The organism is Herbaspirillum chlorophenolicum (assembly GCF_001189955.1).
Lineage (GTDB): Bacteria > Pseudomonadota > Gammaproteobacteria > Burkholderiales > Burkholderiaceae_D > Herbaspirillum > Herbaspirillum chlorophenolicum.
On record NZ_LFLT01000054.1, the window covers coordinates 1 to 20,104 of the forward strand.

Genomic DNA, 20,104 nt, shown 5'->3' on the forward strand with positions numbered 1-20,104 from the left:
CCTTTACATCCGTATCCGGCCATCAGCGCCAGACTGCCTCCCCCAGGAACGAGCCGGTATAATGCAAGGTTTCGAATTCCAACCGTTTCCATTCGTTTCATCCCGTCATGCAAGATAAATACAGCCCCGCCGAAGTCGAACAGTCCGCACAGCAGCATTGGAACGCCATCGACGCCTACAAGACCGTCGAACACGCCAAGGACAAGCAAGGCCGCGACAAGAAGAAGTTCTACGCCTGCTCGATGCTGCCCTACCCGTCCGGCAAGTTGCACATGGGGCACGTGCGCAACTACACCATCAATGACGTGATGTACCGCTACCTGCGCATGAGCGGCCACAACGTGCTCATGCCCATGGGCTGGGACGCCTTCGGCATGCCGGCCGAAAACGCCGCGATGGCCAATGGCGTGCCGCCGGCGCAGTGGACCTATTCCAACATCGAGTACATGAAGAAGCAGATGGCCTCGATGGGCCTGGCGATCGACTGGTCGCGCGAAATGACCGCCTGCTCGCCCGAGTACTACAAGTGGAACCAGTGGATGTTCCTGAAGATGCTGGAAAAAGGCATCATCTACAAGAAGACCGGCACCGTGAACTGGGACCCGATCGACCAGACCGTGCTGGCCAACGAGCAGGTGATCGACGGCCGCGGCTGGCGCTCGGGCGCGCTGATCGAAAAGCGCGAAATCCCGATGTACTACGCCAAGATCACCGACTACGCCGACGAGCTGCTGGAGCATGTCGAAACCAAGCTGCCCGGCTGGCCAGAGCGCGTGCGCCTGATGCAGGCCAACTGGATCGGCAAGTCGACCGGCGTGCGCTTCGCCTTCCCGCATGACATCCAGGAAAACGGCCAGCCGATCAACGACGGCAAGCTGTGGGTCTTCACCACCCGCGCCGACACCATCATGGGCGTGACCTTCTGCGCCGTGGCGCCGGAACACGCGCTGGCCACCTTTGCCGCCAAGGACAAGCCGGAACTGCAAGCCTTCATCGCCGAGTGCAAGAAGGGCAGCGTCATCGAAGCCGACATGGCGACGATGGAAAAGAAGGGCATGCCGACCGGCCTGTTCGTCACCCATCCGCTGACCGGCGCGCAAGTCGAAGTGTGGATCGGCAACTATGTGCTGATTACCTATGGCGACGGCGCTGTCATGGGCGTACCTGCACACGACGAGCGCGATTTCGCATTCGCCAAGAAATACAGCCTGCCGATCAAACAGGTCATCGGCGTGGAAGGCAAGACCTACTCCACCGACGCCTGGGAAGAATGGTACGGCGACAAGGAAAACGGCAAAACAATTGCCTCCGGCAAGTACGACGGCCTGGGTTACCAGGCTGCGGTCGAGGCAGTCGCCGCCGACCTGGCCGCCAAGGGCGTGGGTGAAAAGAAAGTCACCTTCCGCCTGCGCGACTGGGGCATCTCGCGCCAGCGCTACTGGGGCACCCCGATCCCCATCATCCATTGCCCGGATTGCGGCGACGTGCCGGTGCCGGAAAAGGACCTGCCGGTGGTGCTGCCGGAAGACTGCGTACCGGACGGCAGCGGCAACCCGCTGAACAAGCACGAGCAATTCCTGCATGTCGACTGCCCCAGCTGCGGCAAGCCGGCGCGCCGCGAAACCGACACCATGGACACCTTCGTGGATTCGTCCTGGTACTACATGCGCTATACCTCGCCGCACAGCGACAACGCCATGGTCGACGCCCGCAACGACTACTGGATGCCGATGGACCAGTACATCGGCGGCATCGAGCACGCCGTGCTGCACCTGCTGTATGCGCGCTTCTGGACCAAGGTCATGCGCGACTTCGGCCTGGTCAAGTTCGACGAGCCCTTCACCAACCTGCTCACGCAGGGCATGGTGTTGAACGAAACCTACTACCGCGAAGACGCCGCTGGCAAGAAGACCTGGATCAACCCGGCCGACGTGGAACTGACCTTCGACGACAAGGGGCGTCCGGTGTCGGCGATCCTGAAGGCCGACGGCCAGCCGGTGGAAATCGGCGGCACCGAGAAGATGTCCAAGTCCAAGAACAACGGCATCGACCCGCAGGCGCAGATCGACCAGTACGGCGCCGACACCGCGCGCCTGTTCACCATGTTTGCCTCGCCGCCGGAACAGACGCTGGAATGGTCGGGCGCGGGCGTGGAAGGCGCCAACCGCTTCCTGCGCCGCGTGTGGGCCTTCGGCTACAACAACGCTGCGCGCATCGCGGCCGGTACGCCTTTCGATGATAACGACCTGGTCGTCAAGCTGAAAGATGATCCCGCACTCCAAACGCTGCGCCGTGAAGTGCACAAGATCCTGCAGCAGGCCGACAACGACCTCAAGCGCATCCAGTACAACACCGTGGTGTCGGCCTGCATGAAGATGCTCAACACGCTGGAAGGCGCCAAGCTGGATGACAGCGCGGCAGCCAATGCCGTAATCGCCGAAAGCTTCTCGATCTTCCTGCGCGTGCTCAACCCGGTGGCGCCGCACATCACCCACGCGCTATGGCAGGAACTGGGCTACGCCAAGCAATTTGGCGACATCCTCGACGCCGAATGGCCGCAGGTGGATGCCGCCGCGCTGGAGCAAAGCGAGATCAAGCTGGTGGTGCAGGTCAACGGCAAGCTGCGCGGTGAAGTGACCGTCGCCAAGGAAGCAGACAAGGCCGCCATCGAAGCCGCAGCACTGGGCAACGAAGACGTGCAGAAGTTCGTCACCGGCACCCCGAAGAAAGTCATCGTGGTGCCCGGCAAGCTGGTCAACATCGTGGTCTGATTTCGAACGGATATCCATGCTCGCTCAAACACAATCAAAACGCATCGGGCAATGGCTGCTCATGCTGGCCGCTACCCTGCTGCTGGCGGCCTGCGGCTTCCATATGCGCGGTGCGGCCAACCTGCCGTTCAAGACCATTTATTTGGGCTTCGCACCGAATTCGGCAGTCGGCGTCGAACTCAAACGCAACATCGAGGCCAGCGGTGCCAAGGTGGTCGATGACCAGAAGGAGGCCGAGGCCAATTTGAAGGTGCTGGCGGATACCCGTGACAAGCAAGTGCTGACCTTGAACACCAATGGGCGCGTGCGTGAATTAGCGCTGTTCCAGCGATTCACATTTTCGGTAGCCGACACCAAAGGTGCAGTGATGATCCCACCAACGGCCATCACCCTGCGCCGCGTGGTCACCTACGATGAAAACCAGGAACTGGCTAAACAAGCCGAAATAGCCCTGCTGTACCGCGACATGCAGTCCGACCTGGTACAGCAGATCCTGCGCCGCCTGTCGGCCTCGAAATCGGCAATCGCTGCCGAGAACGTCGACCCGGAACCCTGAACCGCTGCGTAACAGGAAAACAGTCTGATGCAACTGCGGCATGACGCCCTCGACACCCATCTCGGCAAATCGCTGGCGCCGCTGTATGTGATCGCCAGCGACGAGCACCTGCTCGCACTGGAGGCGGCCGACAAGATCCGCCGCACCGCGCGCGCCAACGGGTATACCGAACGCGAAGTGCTGGTGGTCGAACGCAGCTTCAAGTGGGGCGAACTGCTGGCGGCCAACCAGTCGCAATCGCTGTTCGGCGACAAGAAACTGATCGAGCTGCGCATCCCCACCGGCAAACCCGGCAAGGATGGTGGCGCCGCGCTGCAGGAGTACGCGGCCAACCTGAGTCCCGACAACCTGACCATCATCAGCCTGCCCAAGCTCGACTGGGCCACGCAAAAAGCGGCCTGGGTCGGCGCCTTGCAGCAGGCCGCGGTCTACATCGACATCCCGCTGGTTGAACGCACCCAGTTGCCCGGCTGGATCGGCAACCGCCTGGCGGCCCAGCAGCAGAGCGCCGACCGCCTCTGCCTGGACTTCATCGCCGACCGCGTGGAAGGCAACCTGCTGGCGGCGCACCAGGAAATCCAGAAGCTCGCCTTGCTGCATCCGGCCGGCAAGCTCTCGTTCGAACAGGTACAGGACGCCGTGCTCAACGTGGCGCGCTATGACGTATTCAAGCTCAATGAAGCGATGCTGTCCGGCGACGTTGCGCGGCTCACGCGCATGATGGACGGCCTCAAGGGCGAAGGCGAAGCGCTGCCGCTGGTGCTGTGGGCGGTGACCGAAGAGATCCGCACCCTGCTGAAACTGAAATCCGGCATGGCGCAAGGCAAGGCCGTCGGCGCCCTGCTGAAGGAGTACCGCATCTGGGGTCCGCGCGAAAAGCTGATGGAACCGGCCCTGCGCCGCATCAGCCTGCCGGCGCTGCAGACCGCGCTGCAGGAAGCCGCGCATATCGACCGCATGGTCAAAGGGCTGCGCGCCAAGGCCTTCGCCGGCGATCCTTGGGATGCGTTATCGCAACTGGGACTGAAACTGGCGCGCGGCCGCTGAATCGAAGCGGCCCCGGCTGCCGGCTTCGGCATGGAATAAAATCAAAAACCTGCCGGGACGACGGCGGGAAAATAAATACGGTGAAACCGCCTCAAATCAGGAAGCGGGTTGCCGGAGGGAAGAAAAATCATGGAAAACATCGAGCTCTACATGAACCGGATCGGCCAACGCGCGCGCGCAGCTTCGCGCGCCATGGCCCGTGCCGATACTGCCGCCAAGAACCGGGCGCTGGTCCTGATCGCCGCCGCCATCCGGCGCGATGCGGATGCGCTGCGCGCAGCCAATGCCCAGGACCTGGATGCGGCGCGCGCCAATGGCCTTGCCGAAGCCATGCTGGATCGCCTGACGCTGTCCGACAAGGCCATCGCCACCATGGCCGAAGGCCTGGAACAGATCGCCTCGCTGGCCGACCCGATCGGCGAGATCACCAACATGAAATACCGCCCTACCGGCATCCAGGTCGGCCAGATGCGCGTGCCGCTGGGCGTGATCGGCATCATCTACGAAGCCCGCCCGAATGTGACGGTGGACGCCGCCGGCCTGTGCATCAAGAGCGGCAACGCCACCATCCTGCGCGGCGGCTCGGAAGCAATCCACTGCAACCAGGCGCTGGCCAAGCTGGTCAAGGAAGGCCTGGCCGGCGCCGGCCTGCCGGAAGATGCGGTACAGGTGGTCGAGACCACCGATCGCGCCGCGGTGGGCGCGCTCATCACCATGCAGGAATACGTCGACGTCATCGTGCCGCGCGGCGGCAAGGGTTTGATCGAGCGCCTGATCAAGGAATCCAAGGTGCCGATGATCAAGCACCTGGACGGCATCTGCCACGTCTATATCGATGACAAGGCCGACACCCAAAAGGCGCTGGACGTGGCCTTCAACGCCAAATGCCACCGCTACGGCACCTGCAACACCATGGAAACCCTGCTGGTGGCGCGCGGCGTCGCCGCCGCCATCCTGCCGCCGCTGGCCGAGCTGTACCGCGCCAAGGAAGTGGAGCTGCGCTGCGACCCCGAAGCCGCAGCGATCCTGGCCGGCTATCCGCTGAAGAAGGATGCCGTTCCCGAAGACTGGGACACCGAATACCTGGCACCGATCCTGTCCATCAAGGTGGTGGCCGATATGGATGAGGCGATCGAGCACATCAACCGCCACTCGTCGCAGCACACCGAGAGCATCATCACCGAGGACTACACGCGCGCCATGCGTTTCCTGCGCGAAGTGGATTCCGCCTCGGTCATGGTCAACGCCTCGACACGCTTCGCCGACGGTTTCGAATACGGCCTGGGCGCCGAGATCGGCATTTCCAACGACAAGCTGCACGCACGCGGCCCGGTCGGACTGGAAGGCCTGACCTCGCTCAAGTACGTGGTGCTGGGCCAAGGCCAGGTGCGCCAGTAAGCCGCCTTTTCGGCACCATCAGCAGCACCCGCAATAACCAAGTAATCAGGCGGACACAAGCCGTCGCCATCATGTCGCTGGAACAGCCCGCCATGGCGGGCAGGCGACGGCCGTCCATCCCATCGACCAGCCAAGGAACACCATGCTCTGGATCAAAGCGCTGCACATCGTCTTCATCGCCTCCTGGTTCGCCGGTTTGTTTTATTTGCCGCGCATTTTCGTCAACCTGGCCCAGGAGACCGAACTGGTAGCGCGCGAGCGCCTGCTGGGCATGGCGCGCCGGCTGTACCGTTTCACCGGCATCACGGCGCTGACGGCACTGGGCCTGGGCCTTTGGCTCCTGGCGGTGACCTGGCAATTCTGGCGCGGGCCGGGCAACGGCTGGCTGCACGCCAAGATCTTCCTGGTGCTGCTGGTGATCGGCTACCACCATGCCTGCGGTTCGCTGCTCAAGAAATTCGAACTGGGAAAAAATACGCGCAGCCATGTCTGGTTCCGCTGGTTCAACGAAGTGCCGGTGCTGCTGCTGCTGGCCATCGTGATCCTGGTCGTGGTCAAGCCATTTTAAGAACCGCCCTTCGCCAGGGGCGGGCAGTCTGTTTCGGGTCGTACACCATCCACTCTCATCAGCCAACCGGAGCCGGTCATGAGCAAAACCTGTGAATACTTCTTCGCGCCGCATTCGCCGTTCGCCTACCTGGGCCACGAGCGCTTCGTCGCCCTCGCCGAAAAATACAAGGTGCAGATCCTGCCCAAGCCGTTCGACCTGTCGAAGATCTTCGGCATCTCCGGCGGCCTGCCGCTGGCCAAGCGCGCTCCGCAACGCCAGGCCTACCGCCTGAAGGAACTGGCGCGCTGGAGCGAATTCCTCGGCAAGCCGATGAACCTGCAGCCGACCTACTTCCCGGTCAACAGCGATACGGCGGCGCGCATGATCATCGCGGCCCAGCTGGCGCACGGCACTGCCGCCTCGCTCAAGCTGGCCGGCGCCGTCATGCGCGGCGTGTGGGAAGACCAGAAGAACATTGCCGACAACGACACGCTGGTTGCCATCGCCAACGCGCTGGACCATGACGGCGCGGCGCTGCTGAAGTCTTCCGACACTGCCAGCGTGCAAGCCGAGTTCGACCGCTTCACCGATGAAGCGAACGCCGCCAGCGTGTTCGGCGCGCCGTGGTTCATTTATGAAGGCGAAGGCTACTGGGGCCAGGATCGGCTGGACTTCGTCGAACGCGCATTCGCCAAGTCTTAAGAACCGGATCTAAGCAACTTCAGCGGTAAAATGACGCCGGGCGCGCATTCGCGGCCCGGCGTCTTCATTTGGACATGACAGTTTCACAACGGACAAAAGGTACCCCCATGCAATCCTTCCAAACCAGCTATTCCTACTTCTGCCCCTGCCCGCGCGGCTTGGAGGCGGCGCTGGCCGAAGAACTCAACGAGATCGCCCAGCATGCCGGCCCGGCCGCTGCGATCAAGGTACATAACCAGGTACCGGGCGGCGTGCACTGCTCGGGCACGCTGCTGGCGGCCTACCAGTTGAACCTGCATTCGCGCATCGCCAGCCGCGTGCTGCTGCGCATGGCGCACGGTTCCTACAAGAACGAAAACGACATCTACGACCTGACCCTGGCCCAGCCGTGGGAAGACTGGTTCAAGGTCTCGCACACCATCCGCGTGGACATGACGGCAGTGAAGTCGCCGCTGCGCAGCCTGGAATTCACCACGCTCAAGATCAAGGACGCCATCTGCGACCGCTTCCTCGACCTGATGAAGCTACGCCCCTCGGTCAACACCAAGACGCCCGACATGCGCATCGCCGGCTTCGTCGACGCACACAATTACACGGTCTACCTCGACACCTCCGGCGAGGCGCTGTTCAAGCGCGGCTGGCGCGAGGAAACCGGCGACGCGCCGCTGCGCGAGAACCTGGCCGCGGGCCTGTTGCGCACTTCCGGCTGGAAGCCGGGCGTGCCGCTGTTCGATCCCATGTGCGGTTCCGGCACCATCCTGGCCGAAGCCGCGCAAATGGTGGCCGGCGTGCCGCCGGGCGCGCGCCGCCGTTTCGCCTTCGAGAAGTTCAGCAACTTCAATGCCGAAACCTGGCTGGCCATCAAGGGCGACTTCAAGCCCAATCCGCTGCCGACCACGCCCACCCTGTTTGGCAGCGACATCTCGGGCGACATGGTCGAGCTGACGCGCCATAACCTGGCGCGCGCCGGTATCCAGTTCGAGATCCCGCTGAAACAGATCGAGGCGCAGGAAGTGAAACCGCCGGTCGGCGCCGATGGCAAGCCGCTGGTCGGCATCATCCTGACCAATCCGCCCTATGGCGAGCGTATCGGCGTGCGCGGCGACCGCGCCTTGCCGACCGAGGAGTTGTTTGCGCAGTTCTTCAGCGCCTTCAGCACGACGCTCAAGCAACGCTTCGCCGGATGGAGCGTGTTCCTGTTCTCGGCCGACCTTGGCCTGCCCAAGCTGATGCGCCTGAAGGAGTCGCGCAAGACCCCGTTCTTCAATGGCGCGCTGGAATGCCGCCTGTTCCGTTTCGACATGGTGGCCGGCTACAACCGCCGCGAAGAAGCCAAGCCGCACTCCGGCAACAGCGAAGACTGACCCCGCCCTCCAGCGGGAAGCGATTGTCAACCTCAGCAAGACAATCCTTCCCGCGCAAACGGATTTATCCGCGCCCGATCTTTCCCTAAAGTGTCGTCATGGGCAGCCGCTCCACAACGCGCAATGCGCGTCATCCGGCTGCCTCATCCATACACTCATTCGGGGAACATCATGACTACCATCACCGCCAATACCAAAGCCGACTACGCCGCCTTCCTGCTGCGCGTCACCATGGGCATCTTCTTCCTGATCCATGCGGGATTGAAGATCTTCGTCTTCACGCCGGCCGGCACTGCGGGCTTCTTCGCCTCGCTGGGCGTGCCCGGCTTCCTGGCCTATCCGGTGATGCTGCTGGAAGTGGTCGGCGGCCTCGCGCTGGTGCTGGGCTACTACGGCCGCTGGCTGGCCATCCCGCTGGCGCTGGACCTGCTGGGCGCAATCGTGCTGGTGCACGGCCCGGCCGGCTTCTTCTTCACCAATCCGAAAGGCGGCTGGGAATACTTGGCGCTGTGGATCGTCGGCCTGGTTGCCGTCTATCTGCTGGGTGACGGCGCTTTTGCCCTCAAGCGCGAACATCGCAAATAAGCCCTCCGCCCACCATGAAGCAAGCCATGCCGGGGCAACAGTCCCGGCATGTTGCTTTCAGGCTTGAACTCGTTACAGGAGAACACCATGTCCGACACCATCCACTTGCCCTCGCTGTTCGTCTCGCACGGCTCGCCCATGCTGGCCGTGGAACCCGGCCGCACCGGCCCGCTGCTGTCGGACATCGGCGCCACCCTGCCCCGACCCAAGGCTATCGTGATCGTCTCGCCGCACTGGGAAACCGTGACCGCGCGCGTCGGCAACCAGCCCAAGCCGCCGGTGATCCACGACTTCGGCGGCTTCCCGCAAGCGCTCTACCAACTGGATTACCCGGCCCCCGGCCAACCGGCACTGGCCGAGCACGTGGCGCGCCTGCTGCGCGACGGCGGCGTGGAAGCCGGCACCGATGGCAGCTGGGGCCTGGACCACGGCGCCTGGGTGCCGATGCGCTACCTGTATCCGCAAGCCAATGTGCCGGTGATCCAACTGTCGCTGCAGCCGCACATGCCGCCGGACTATCACTATCGCGTCGGCCAGTTGCTGGCGCCGCTGGCCAGGGAAGGCATCCTGCTGGTCGGTTCCGGCAGCTTCACGCATAACCTGCGCGAGCTGCGCCGCAACGATCCGGCCACGGCCGACGCACCGCATACGTTGGAGTTCCTGCACTGGTTCCTCGAGCGCATGCATGCCGGCGACCTGCAAGGCCTGTTCGGCTACCGCACCACCGCGCCGCATGCGGTGCGCAGCCATCCCAGCGACGAGCACTTGCTTACGCTGTTCTTCGCCATGGGCGCGGCCGACGACTGGACGCAGTTCGTGCACCTCGACAGCGGTTCGACGTATCATAGCCTGCGCATGGATGCCTTCGCCTTCGGCACGGCCTCCAACCTGTTGGCACAACTACCGGCAGCCGCCTGAGCCATCCCAGCAAGCTGCGGGACGGCATTCCAGCGGCGCCGTTTCGGGGATACGGGATTTGAACAAACTGCGGGAAATCGAATGCTTCATTGCCGTGGCCGAACTGGGCAGCTTCGTGAAAGCTGCCGATGCGCTCGGCATCTCCAAGGCAGCAGTCTCTCGCACCGTGCTTGAACTGGAAGCGAGGCTGGGCTCGCGCCTGATGCAGCGGACTACACGCCGCCTCTCCCTGACCGAAGCCGGCACGCTGTACCTGGAACGCTGCAAGCAGATCGTGGCCGCGCTGGAAGAGGCCGACGACCTGCTGCTGGCCGGCGCATCGAACCCCAGCGGGCTGCTGCGCATCAACGCGCCGCACACGTTCGGCGTGCTGCACCTGGCGCCGCTGTGGCCGATGTTCCTGGAACGCTACCCCGGCGTGGCGCTGGACATCACGCTGTCGGACCGCATCGTCGACATCATCGACGAAGGCTTCGACATGGCCATCCGCATCGCCCGCCTGTCCGACTCCACGCTGGTGCACCGCAAGCTGGCCACCACCAACCTGCAGGTGTGCGCTTCGCCGGCCTATCTTGAGAAGTACGGTACGCCGGCCCATCCGCACGAACTGGCACAGCACCAGGCCATCAGCTACAGCTATAACGTCAGCAAGGACGGCTGGCAGTTCAACGGTCCGGAAGGCCCGGTCAGCATCAAGATGCACTCGCGCATGCACGTCAACAACGGCGACAGCTGCGTGGCGGCGGCGCTGGGCGGGGCAGGTATCACCCGTCAACCCACCTTCATGATCGACCAGTATCTGCGCAGCGGCCAACTGGTGCCGCTGCTGTCCGGATACACCTCGCCCGAACTGGGCATCTACGCCGTCTACCCCAGCCGCGCGCATCTGCCGCCCAAGGTGCGGGCGATGCTGGATTTCCTGTCTGAAGCATTCAAGCAAGTGCACTGGAACGACTGAGCGTCTTCTTTCGCCTGAATTCCTCCCATCGCTTGGGATGAATATGGCGGGTGCAGAATTTTCATCCTTCATCCGGCACATTTCCTTGCGCCGCTGGACTACACTGCGCCCCTCAAAATTGGTATGACCATTGCATTGGTCGGTGATTTTGTCGCAGGCGGACGACTGCGTGTTCCCGGCACAAAAATATGGCTCGCGTTGAAAGACATGGTCTCCCTCTGCAATGCAAGGCATCAAGCCAGAGCAATCGAGGCAATTCTTGATCGGCCTCACTATCAATCACTCGCCTTTGTGGCTGCACCTGCCTCGATACTTGGCTTGACATCCTCCCTCCGATCGCTCAAAGTGACCACATTGCAGACCACATGTCCATATAATGAACATATGGTACTGAGAGACAAATCAATGAGGAGAACCCAATGAGCGCCCCCATGCCAGCCGATTCGAAGATGATGCCGTACCAATTCCCCAATCCCAAGGAAGCCCCGCTGGAGATCGTCGTCAATCCGGCCATCCCCGAAGACGAGCGCGTCTGGGTGCCGCAGGCCGAGAACGTCTGGTTCCGCCCGCTGTGCCTGAACGTCTCGCAAGGCTACTGGACCAACCTGCTGCGCGTGCGCAAGTCGGGCGTGCTGTCGCGCCACCGCCATCCGGCGCCGGTGCACGGCATGGTGCTGAAGGGCAAGTGGCGCTACCTGGAACACAACTGGATCGCCGAGCAAGGCAGCTATGTGTTCGAACCGCCGGGCGAAACGCACACCCTGTTCGTCCCGGAAGACGTGGAAGAAATGATCACCTACTTCCACATCACCGGCGTCATGTTCTACTGCGACCCTTGGGGCAAGTTCGAGGGCTATGAAGACGTCTATACCAAGCTGGACATGTGCCGCAAGCATTATGAAGCGGTCGGCCTGGGCAGCGATTACGTCAACCAGTTCGTGAGATAAGCATGGCCTATAACAACGCCGACTACGATTTCAAGGGCTGCGTGGCTGTCGTCACCGGCGGCAACGGCGGCATCGGCGCGGCCATCAGCGAACGCCTGGCGCGCGCCGGCGCACAAGTGGTGTGCTGGGACCTGAAGGCCAATCCTGCCTCCCCGTTCCGGCAGGAGGAAGTCGACATCACCGACCCGGCTTCCACCGATGCTGCCGTGCAGCGCCTGCTGGCCGATACCGGCCGCATCGACTTCCTGGTCAACAACGCCGGCTATGCCGGCTCCACCGTGCCGCTGGACGAATATGACGTGGCCGAATGGCACCGCATCGTCAACGTCAACCTGCTGGGCGTATTCCACACCTGCCGCAGCGTGGTGCCTGCGATGCGTGTGGCCGGCAGCGGGCGCATCGTCAACATCGCCTCGCTGGCGGGCAAGGAAGGCACGCCCAACGCCTCGGCCTACAGCGCCGCCAAGGCCGGCGTGCTAGCCCTGACCAAGTCGCTGGGCAAGGAACTGGCCCATGCGGGTGTGCTGGTCAACGCGCTGGCGCCGGCAGCGGTGAAGACCTCGCTCCTGGAGCAGATGTCGCCCGCACACGTGCAGAACATGATCAACAAGAGCCCGATGGCGCGCCTGGGTACGGTCGACGAAGTCGCGGAGATGGTGGCCTGGCTGTGCTCGGGATCCTGCACCTTCAACACCGGCGCCGTATTCGATCTCTCCGGCGGCCGCGCGACGTACTAAATGCAATCAAGCCCATCACCGGGATGGGCAGCAGCAAAGAATGATCCGGGCAAGAGGCGGTCGCGGAAGGTGCAGCCAAGCAGCATCCCGTGCCGGACCGGCTGGCAACAGCCGATCAAACACGCGCCGGCGGCATCCACAACGCCGGCGACGACAGTGCCGCCCCACCCAAAAAAAGCTTTCCGTATCAAGCATCGCGCAAAGACGATGTTGGCAGGAAGCGACCAAATGGCAGTCACTCATTCACTTTGGAGACACAATTCATGGAAGTTCAGAAAGAAAAGAGCCCCAAGCTCAAACGCATCCAGGTCGTCGCACTGACGTTCCTGATGCTGGCAGGTATCGTCAATTACCTTGACCGCAGCACCCTGTCCATCGCCAACCATTCCGTCAGCCAGGAGCTGGGCCTGTCGGCCTCGCAGATGGGCTTGCTGCTGTCGGCCTTCTCTCTGGCCTACGCCTTCTCGCAACTGCCCATCGGCGCCATGCTCGACAAGTTCGGCGCACGCGTGATGCTGGGCGCGGGCATGTTCATCTGGTCGGTGGCGCAGCTGGCCGGCGGTTTCGTCACCAGCCTGCAGCAGTTCCTGGTGGCGCGCGTGTTCCTGGGCCTGGGCGAAGCGCCGCAGTTCCCGGCCGGCGCCAAGGTAGTGTCGGAATGGTTTGCCATGCGCGAGCGCGGCGGCCCTACCGGCATCTTCGTCGCCTCCTCGACCATCGGCCCTGCGCTGGCGCCGCCGATCCTCACCATCCTGATGCTGTCCTTCGGCTGGCGCATGATGTTCGTCATCATGGGCGTGCTGGGCATCGCGGTGTCGGTGGGCTGGTACCTGTTCTACCGCAACCGCAACGAAGTCGAGCTGACCCCGTCCGAGGTGCTGTACCTGGCCGATGACAACGACAACGATCCGAACGCCAACGCCAAGCTGACCTGGGCCGAATGGAAGAGCCTGTTCAAGTACCGCACCACCTGGGGCATGCTGTTCGGCTTCATGGGCGTGATCTACATGGTGTGGCTGTACCTGACTTGGCTGCCGGCCTACCTGGAGCATGAGCGCCACCTGTCGATCGCGCGTACCGGCTGGGTGGTGGTGATCCCCTACATCTTCGGCACGCTGGGCATGCTGTCTTCGGGCTACATCGCCGACGGCCTGATGAAACGCGGCATGCCAGCAATCCGCAGCCGCAAATGGCCGATCTGCGCCGGCCTGATCGGTGCGGGCGCGTTCACCATCCCTGCCGCCTACACCCCCAGCACCACCATGGCGATCGTCTACATCTCGCTGGCCATGGCGTTCGTGAACATGGCCTCGGGCGGCGCCTGGGCGCTGGTCTCGGTGGCGATTCCGCGCCGCCTGGTGGCCTCGCTGGGCAGCATGCAGAACTTCGGCGGCTACCTGGGCGGCTCGCTGGCCCCGGTGATCACCGGCGTGGTGGTGGACCAGACCCACTCCTTCGTCAATGCACTGCTGATCAGCGCTGCCGTGGCCTTTGCCGCTGCACTGGTCTACATGTTCGTGGTGAACAAGCCAATCGACGCGCACGCCTGATTTGCGGGCCTCCCTTCCCGTGGCGCATGCCGCGGGAAACACCCAGGCAGGAGCCTGACCCGATGCCGCCGGCAAACACCGCCGGCGGCATCCAGCCAGTCCCCCGCACCATGAAAAATAGCAAAGGAAACGACATGACTTTCTCCACCGATCTCTTCAAGGGCAAGACCGCACTGGTCACCGGCGGCACCCAAGGCATCGGCGGCGCCATTGCGCGTCAGCTGGCATCGATGGGCGCCAAGGTGATTGCCGCCGGCTTGCCGCCGTTCGCCACCGATGAATTCAAGGACACCGGCGTGTCGCTCATCGAGATGAACGTGGCCTCCGAAGACAGCGTGCGCGGCGCGCTGGCCAAGATCGACAAGCTCGATATCGTGGTCAATTGCGCCGGCATCATCAAGCGCGGCGCCGAACTGGAAACCGAAGTCTTCGAACAGGTGATCGCGGTCAACCTCACCGGCACCATGCGCGTATGCGCCGCCGCGCGGGAACTGCTGAAGCAGTCCAAGGGCTGCATCGTCAACACCGCCTCCATGCTGAGCTTTTTCGGCGGCGGTTTGGTGCCGGGCTACAGCGCCAGCAAAGGCGGCGTAGCGCAATTGACCAAGTCGCTGGCGATTGCCTACGCGGCCGACGGCATCCGCGTCAACGCAGTGGCGCCGGGCTGGATCGCCACGCCCCTGACGCAAGCGCTGCAGGACGACCCGGCACGCTCCGGCCCGATCCTGGCGCGCACCCCACTGGGCCGCTGGGGTACGCCGCAAGACATCGGCAATGTCGTGGCCTTCCTGTGCACGCCGGCTGCATCCTTCATGACCGGTACCATCATCCCCGTCGATGGCGGTTACCTGGTCGCATAAAGAAACAACACACCGATTGCATGCCATTTGCCCGCGTCAGCGACTCCATGCCGACGCGGGCTTTTTTATCGGATGCGGCAAACCGCTCCGCTATAATCTGGCGCCGCCTCCCGTCACACACCAACCAGCATCCATCGCCCATGTCCGCACAAGATAAAGCCACGGAAGACCAGACCAAGATCGCCGGCACCGCCGCCTTCTCCAAGTTCATGGCCGTGCTGCAACTGATCGCCGACCAGGATGCGCCATTGACCATCGCGCAACTGGCCGCCCTTTCCGGCTATCCGCGCCCGACCGTCTACCGCATCCTGGCGGCGCTGATGGCTGAAGGCATGGTGGTGGAAAACCCGCGCACCAAACAGTTCGAGGTCGGCCCGCGCCTGATCAACCTGGCCAGCCGCGCCTGGGACCGCAGCGACATCCGCGCCACCGCCATCGACCACCTGCGCGCGCTGCGCGACGCCACGCGCGAAACCGTGCACCTGGCGTTGCCCTCCGACGCCGGCATGGTCTACATCGAAAAACTGGAAAGCCCGCAGGCCGTGCGCATGACCTCGCGCATCGGCACCCGCGTCACGCTCTACTCCAGCTCGGTGGGCAAGGCCTACCTGGCCGCACTGGACGAAGACCGCCGCGAACGGCTGATGCAAGGCATCCGCATGCAGCGCTTCACCGAACACACCATCACCGATCTCGATGCGCTGCGCATCGAGATCGAAGAAACCCGCGCGCGCGGCTACGCCGAAGACCGCGAAGAAAACGAAGCGCAGATCTTCTGCTACGGCGCCGCCATCATGGGCCCGGACGGACTGCCGGCGGCCTGCATCAGCATCAGCATCCCGCTGTTCCGGCGCCTCGATGAGCCGCTGCAGGCCTATGTCAAACCCCTGCTGGAAACCTGCGCCGCCATCTCGCGCAAGCTGGCCGGCCCGGGCTAAGACCAGGTTTCGCAATTGACGCGCAAGCGTCAATGAAGTGTTACCGGATGCTTCGCCCGCGCACATGCGCCCGCAGTACTGCTTAAATCGTCGCTTTGCCCTGGCCGCCGCCGCGGCCAACCCACCACACCAAGCGACGATGACATTCACCCTTCCCTCCCTGCGCCAGATCCTGTGCGCCGCCGTGTTCGGCATGGCGATAGCCGCCTCGCTGCCGGCCGCAGCCACGCCGCTGGTCGACCTGATCGCCGCGGACATTCTCCCCATGACCGAGCAGCTCAAGAAAGACCTGCAGCTCACGCCCAACCAGCAAATCCTGTGGCGCCAGACCGAGCAAAAGACGCGCGCCATCCTCGCCCAGCGCCAGCAACGCCGCGCCCTCTTGCAGGAGGCAACCGACAAGGTACTGCACACGCCCGGCGCAGAATTTCGGGATCTGGCGCACGGCTATGACGAAGACGGCGCAGCCTCCGGACAGGAAGCGCGCCAACTGCGCGAAGTATGGTTTTCGATGGCTGATGCGCTGGATGACCACCAGCGCAAGCTGGTGCAGGATTACATCGCCGACCGCATGCAGCGCGTGGCCGACGGCCCTGGAAAGAGCGAAGGCGGGCGCAGCGGCGGACGCGGCAGCCCGCCTTCAGGCGGCAAGGGTGGCGGAGGAATGGGCGGGATGGGAGGCAGCCGCAGCAGCGCCGGCAGCTTCAGTTCCGACAACGGATTCTGAAGCTGCCATTGCCAATACGGCTCAGGCCTCCGGCGGCAATTCGACCTTGTAGATCTCGTTGCCGTCGGCGTTGTGCAGCGACACCGTCATCGCGCGGGTCTTGGCATCGATCTTGCCGATGCCGAAGAACTGCAGCAACTCCGCTGGCGAGCGGTTCTGTTTCATGTCGGCAGGAATGCTGACGTAGCGCACATCTGGCCCGAAGGTGCGATCGATCTCACCGGGGCCGAAGGTGCCGGCATTGAGCGGCCCGCCGACAAATTCCCAGAAAGGCTTGAACTCGGTGAACTGCGCACGCTCCGGCGAATAGTAAGTGGCCGAAGCATAGTGCACGTCGGCGGTCACCCACACCACGTTCTTGATGTCGTGCCGCTTGATGAAGCGCAGCAGCTCGGCCACTTCCAGCTCGCGCCCGGAAGGCTTGCCATTGTCGCCGTTGGCCCAGGCTTCAAAGGTACCCTTGGGCACATCCGGGTTGAGGTCAGGCACCACGATGGAAAGCGGCATGTCGCTGGCAATCACCTTCCAGGTCGAACGCGAGCGCAGCAGCGCCTGCTTGATCCAGCGCATCTGCTGCGGGCCGAGGAAATCGGCATCGCGCCCGCCCTTCTGGCGGTTGGGCGAATTGGCGCCGCGGTAGCTGCGCTCATCGAGCATGAACACCTCCAGCAGCGGACCGTAATGGAAGGAGCGATAGACGCGGAACGGGTCGGCGGCATCGATGCGGAACGGATTATGTTCGAACATCGCCTGGCGCGCACGCGCCATCAGCACATCCAGGCTGCGCTCGCTGTAACGCGTCTCTTCCTTGCCGATCACCTGCCCCGGATACCAGTTGTTGCGCACTTCATGGTCGTCCCACTGGACCAGGAACGGCACCTCGGCGCAGAAGCGGCGCTTGTTGGCATCCAGCATGTTGTAGGCGAAGTTGCCGCGGAAATCATCCAGCGTTTGCGCCACCTTCGATTTGGCTTCGGTGACCACATTGCGCCACAGGCTGCCGTCGTCCAGTTTCACCTCGGCCTGGATCGGGCCGTCGGCATAGATCTGGTCGCCCGAGTGGATGAAGAAATCCGGGCGGAAGCGGCGCATGCTCTCGTACACGCGATAACCGCCCCAGGCCTCGTTGATACCCCAGCCCTGCCCCGCCTCGTCGCCGGAAAAGGCGAACGTGATGTCGTCGGCCTGGCCATTGTGTACGCCGCCCGGCACCATCAGGCTGCCGGCGACCGGTTCGCTCAGCGCCGATTCATGCGCCAAGTCCTGGAAGCGCACACGGTAGTGCAGGCGCTGGCCAACAGGCAGGCTGCGTAAGTCCAGGCGCGCGGTGTAATTGTTATGCACCGTCGCCAGCGAGCCGGCGATGCGCACGGCTCCGGCGAAATTCTCATTCGAGGAATATTCCACCAGCATGCGCGCGGGGCGATCGGTACGGCTCCATACGATGGCTGAATCGCGCGTGACATCGCCGCTCATCACTCCGTCCGGCATCTGCGGGCGCAAACGTTCGGAGGTAACGATGGCGGGCGCCTGGGCACGCGCCGGCATGGCTGCGGCGCCCAGCATCGCACCGGCGCCCAGGCTCGCACTATCGAGCAGGAAGCGGCGGCGTTGCTGGTCGGCTGGGTATTTGTTGTCTGGCATTGCAACTCCTCGTGGCAGGTGGCTTGAAGCGTTGCAATCTAGCAATCGAGTATGACCGTCCGATGAAACAGCGCCTGCAGGCAAATTTTTCGCGGTTTTTCTTTTCCACGCCTCATTTTTTTCGATCCGCACCAAAACATGGCTTACCGCATCGCCACCCGGCCAATCACGCACAAACTTCGTGCAAAAAGAGAATTCCCAAAAGAAATGGAATAAAAAATTCCTTTCAGATCAGCCACTTAAAACATAAGCACCAAAATGGAATGAAATTTGCTTTAAAACGAAGCTTCAATTCATTTATTGCACAATCTTTGGGAGTTTTCAGGTGGAAGATCACAAAAACGGCGCAGATGCACTGTTCGTCTTGCTCGGCGCCATCATGATTTTGGCCATGCATGCCGGCTTCGCTTTCCTCGAACTGGGCACCGTACGCAAGAAAAACCAGGTCAATGCACTGGTCAAGATCCTGGCCGATTTCGCAGTGTCGACCATCGTCTACTTCTTCATCGGCTACTACGTCGCCTATGGCGTCTCCTTTTTCACCGGCGCGGAAACGCTGGCGCAAAGAAGCGGCTTCGAACTGGTCAAGTTCTTCTTCCTGCTGACCTTCGCCGCCGCCATCCCCGCCATCATCTCGGGCGGCATCGCCGAGCGCTCCAAATTCAACCCGCAATTGATCGCCACCGCCGTGCTGGTAGGGCTGGTCTACCCGTTCTTCGAAGGCATTGCCTGGAACGGACACCTGGGCGTGCAGGCCTGGCTGGCTGCGACCTTTGGCGCCGAATTCCACGATTTCGCCGGCTCCATCGTCGTGCATGCCGTAGGCGGCTGGATCGCACTGCCCGCAGTACTGCTGCTGGGCGCGCGACGCGGACGCTACAGCAAGGAAGGCGCAGTCGCTGCGCACCCGCCATCGAACATCCCCTTCCTGGCGCTGGGCGCCTGGATCCTGACCGTGGGCTGGTTCGGCTTCAACGTGATGAGCGCGCAGACGCTGGACAAGATGAACGGCCTGGTCGCCATGAATTCGCTCATGGCCATGGCCGGCGGCACCCTGGTTGCACTGCTGATGGGCAGGAACGACCCCGGCTTCGCCTACAACGGCCCGCTGGCGGGATTGGTCGCAGTGTGCGCCGGCTCGGACCTGATGCACCCGATCGGCGCCCTGGCCACCGGCGGCATCGCCGGCGCCATCTTCGTGTGGATGTTTACCCGCACCCAGAACAAATGGAAGATCGACGACGTGCTCGGCGTGTGGCCGCTGCACGGCCTGTGCGGCCTGTGGGGCGGACTGGCCGCCGGCATCTTCGGCCTGCAGGCGCTGGGCGGACGCGGCGGTGTCGCCTTCATGTCGCAACTGCTGGGCAGCCTCCTGGGCATTGTCATCGCGGTGATTGGCGGCTGGATTGTCTACGGCGTACTCAAGGCGGTCATCGGCATTCGCCTCGATCCCGAACAGGAGTTTGAAGGCGCCGACCTGGCTATCCACAAGATCTCGTCGACGGCGGAGCGGGAAACCAGTTGGTGATGATGGCTAAAAATAAAGTCTGCCGAAGACTTTAATACTGTGTTGATTTAACGGTCATTAAGGCATCATCACAAAGCCAAAAGCCACCTGGAAAGGTGGCTTTTTTTAAACTGTATTTATTAGCGACTCTAACCGAAGACAGCTTCCGGCTAGGAGGAGACATGCTGCATCCGCGATCTGGTTCTTGTTGCACGTTGTGAAGCACGACTGTTCAAAGATCATCCAAGAAGTCCACCTGTTTACCCATGCCGATGAAGGCAAGAGTTTCATACGCATCAAAGAAACTACGCAGATACTGGAAGGCGCCGGGTTCGGCCACGATCC

Annotated in this window: 18 protein-coding genes; 17 read left to right on the top strand and 1 reads right to left on the bottom strand. The window is 62.9% G+C overall.

Annotated elements, in window-relative coordinates; translation table 11 throughout:
• Positions 1-107: 107 nt before the first annotated feature.
• The 16 genes from leuS (at position 108) to AKL28_RS20940 (ending at position 16,608) form a co-directional block, all read left to right on the top strand.
• Positions 108-2,771: a leucine--tRNA ligase gene (gene leuS, locus AKL28_RS20865; RefSeq protein ID WP_050470257.1), complete on the top strand. Its 2,664-nt coding sequence runs from the start codon at positions 108-110 to the stop codon at positions 2,769-2,771.
• 16 nt (positions 2,772-2,787) lie between these two features.
• Positions 2,788-3,327, top strand: coding sequence for an LPS-assembly lipoprotein LptE (locus AKL28_RS20870; protein WP_050470258.1), 540 nt, complete (start codon positions 2,788-2,790; stop codon positions 3,325-3,327).
• A 27-nt stretch (positions 3,328-3,354) separates the two neighbouring features.
• Entirely contained in the window at positions 3,355-4,374 is a 1,020-nt protein-coding gene (holA, locus tag AKL28_RS20875) for a DNA polymerase III subunit delta (RefSeq protein WP_050470259.1), read from the top strand.
• 129 nt (positions 4,375-4,503) lie between these two features.
• Positions 4,504-5,772 (top strand): glutamate-5-semialdehyde dehydrogenase, encoded by a 1,269-nt coding sequence (locus tag AKL28_RS20880; protein WP_050470260.1) that lies wholly within the window; start codon positions 4,504-4,506, stop codon positions 5,770-5,772.
• Between the two features lie 142 nt (positions 5,773-5,914).
• Positions 5,915-6,340, top strand: a complete 426-nt coding sequence (locus AKL28_RS20885; protein WP_050470261.1) for a CopD family protein — start codon at positions 5,915-5,917, stop codon at positions 6,338-6,340.
• A gap of 78 nt (positions 6,341-6,418) precedes the next feature.
• Complete coding sequence (locus AKL28_RS20890; RefSeq protein ID WP_050470262.1) at positions 6,419-7,024, top strand: 2-hydroxychromene-2-carboxylate isomerase; 606 nt, start codon at positions 6,419-6,421, stop codon at positions 7,022-7,024.
• A 107-nt stretch (positions 7,025-7,131) separates the two neighbouring features.
• Positions 7,132-8,388 (top strand): THUMP domain-containing class I SAM-dependent RNA methyltransferase, encoded by a 1,257-nt coding sequence (locus AKL28_RS20895; RefSeq protein WP_050470263.1) that lies wholly within the window; start codon positions 7,132-7,134, stop codon positions 8,386-8,388.
• 171 nt (positions 8,389-8,559) lie between these two features.
• On the top strand, positions 8,560-8,973 hold the full coding sequence (locus tag AKL28_RS20900) for a DoxX family protein (RefSeq protein ID WP_050470264.1): 414 nt from the start codon (positions 8,560-8,562) through the stop codon (positions 8,971-8,973).
• A gap of 87 nt (positions 8,974-9,060) precedes the next feature.
• Positions 9,061-9,891 (top strand): dioxygenase family protein, encoded by an 831-nt coding sequence (locus tag AKL28_RS20905; protein WP_050470265.1) that lies wholly within the window; start codon positions 9,061-9,063, stop codon positions 9,889-9,891.
• Positions 9,892-9,949: 58 nt separating this feature from the next.
• Entirely contained in the window at positions 9,950-10,849 is a 900-nt protein-coding gene (locus AKL28_RS20910) for a LysR family transcriptional regulator (protein WP_050470266.1), read from the top strand.
• 419 nt (positions 10,850-11,268) lie between these two features.
• Entirely contained in the window at positions 11,269-11,796 is a 528-nt protein-coding gene (locus AKL28_RS20915) for a 2,4'-dihydroxyacetophenone dioxygenase family protein (protein ID WP_050470267.1), read from the top strand.
• Between the two features lie 2 nt (positions 11,797-11,798).
• On the top strand, positions 11,799-12,533 hold the full coding sequence (locus AKL28_RS20920; protein WP_050470268.1) for an SDR family NAD(P)-dependent oxidoreductase: 735 nt from the start codon (positions 11,799-11,801) through the stop codon (positions 12,531-12,533).
• 263 nt (positions 12,534-12,796) lie between these two features.
• Positions 12,797-14,083, top strand: a complete 1,287-nt coding sequence (locus AKL28_RS20925; RefSeq protein ID WP_050470269.1) for an MFS transporter — start codon at positions 12,797-12,799, stop codon at positions 14,081-14,083.
• A gap of 134 nt (positions 14,084-14,217) precedes the next feature.
• Positions 14,218-14,943 (top strand): SDR family NAD(P)-dependent oxidoreductase, encoded by a 726-nt coding sequence (locus tag AKL28_RS20930; RefSeq protein ID WP_050470274.1) that lies wholly within the window; start codon positions 14,218-14,220, stop codon positions 14,941-14,943.
• Positions 14,944-15,083: 140 nt separating this feature from the next.
• On the top strand, positions 15,084-15,881 hold the full coding sequence (locus AKL28_RS20935; protein ID WP_050470270.1) for an IclR family transcriptional regulator: 798 nt from the start codon (positions 15,084-15,086) through the stop codon (positions 15,879-15,881).
• Positions 15,882-16,020: 139 nt separating this feature from the next.
• Positions 16,021-16,608, top strand: coding sequence for a hypothetical protein (locus AKL28_RS20940; protein ID WP_050470271.1), 588 nt, complete (start codon positions 16,021-16,023; stop codon positions 16,606-16,608).
• A gap of 21 nt (positions 16,609-16,629) precedes the next feature.
• Here the strand turns inward: AKL28_RS20940 and AKL28_RS20945 are convergent, their stop codons facing one another.
• Positions 16,630-18,252, bottom strand: coding sequence for an alkaline phosphatase D family protein (locus AKL28_RS20945; RefSeq protein ID WP_050470272.1), 1,623 nt, complete (start codon positions 18,250-18,252; stop codon positions 16,630-16,632).
• A 325-nt stretch (positions 18,253-18,577) separates the two neighbouring features.
• Between AKL28_RS20945 and AKL28_RS20950 the strand changes: the two genes are divergently transcribed.
• On the top strand, positions 18,578-19,780 hold the full coding sequence (locus AKL28_RS20950; protein WP_050470273.1) for an ammonium transporter: 1,203 nt from the start codon (positions 18,578-18,580) through the stop codon (positions 19,778-19,780).
• Positions 19,781-20,104: the final 324 nt, after the last annotated feature.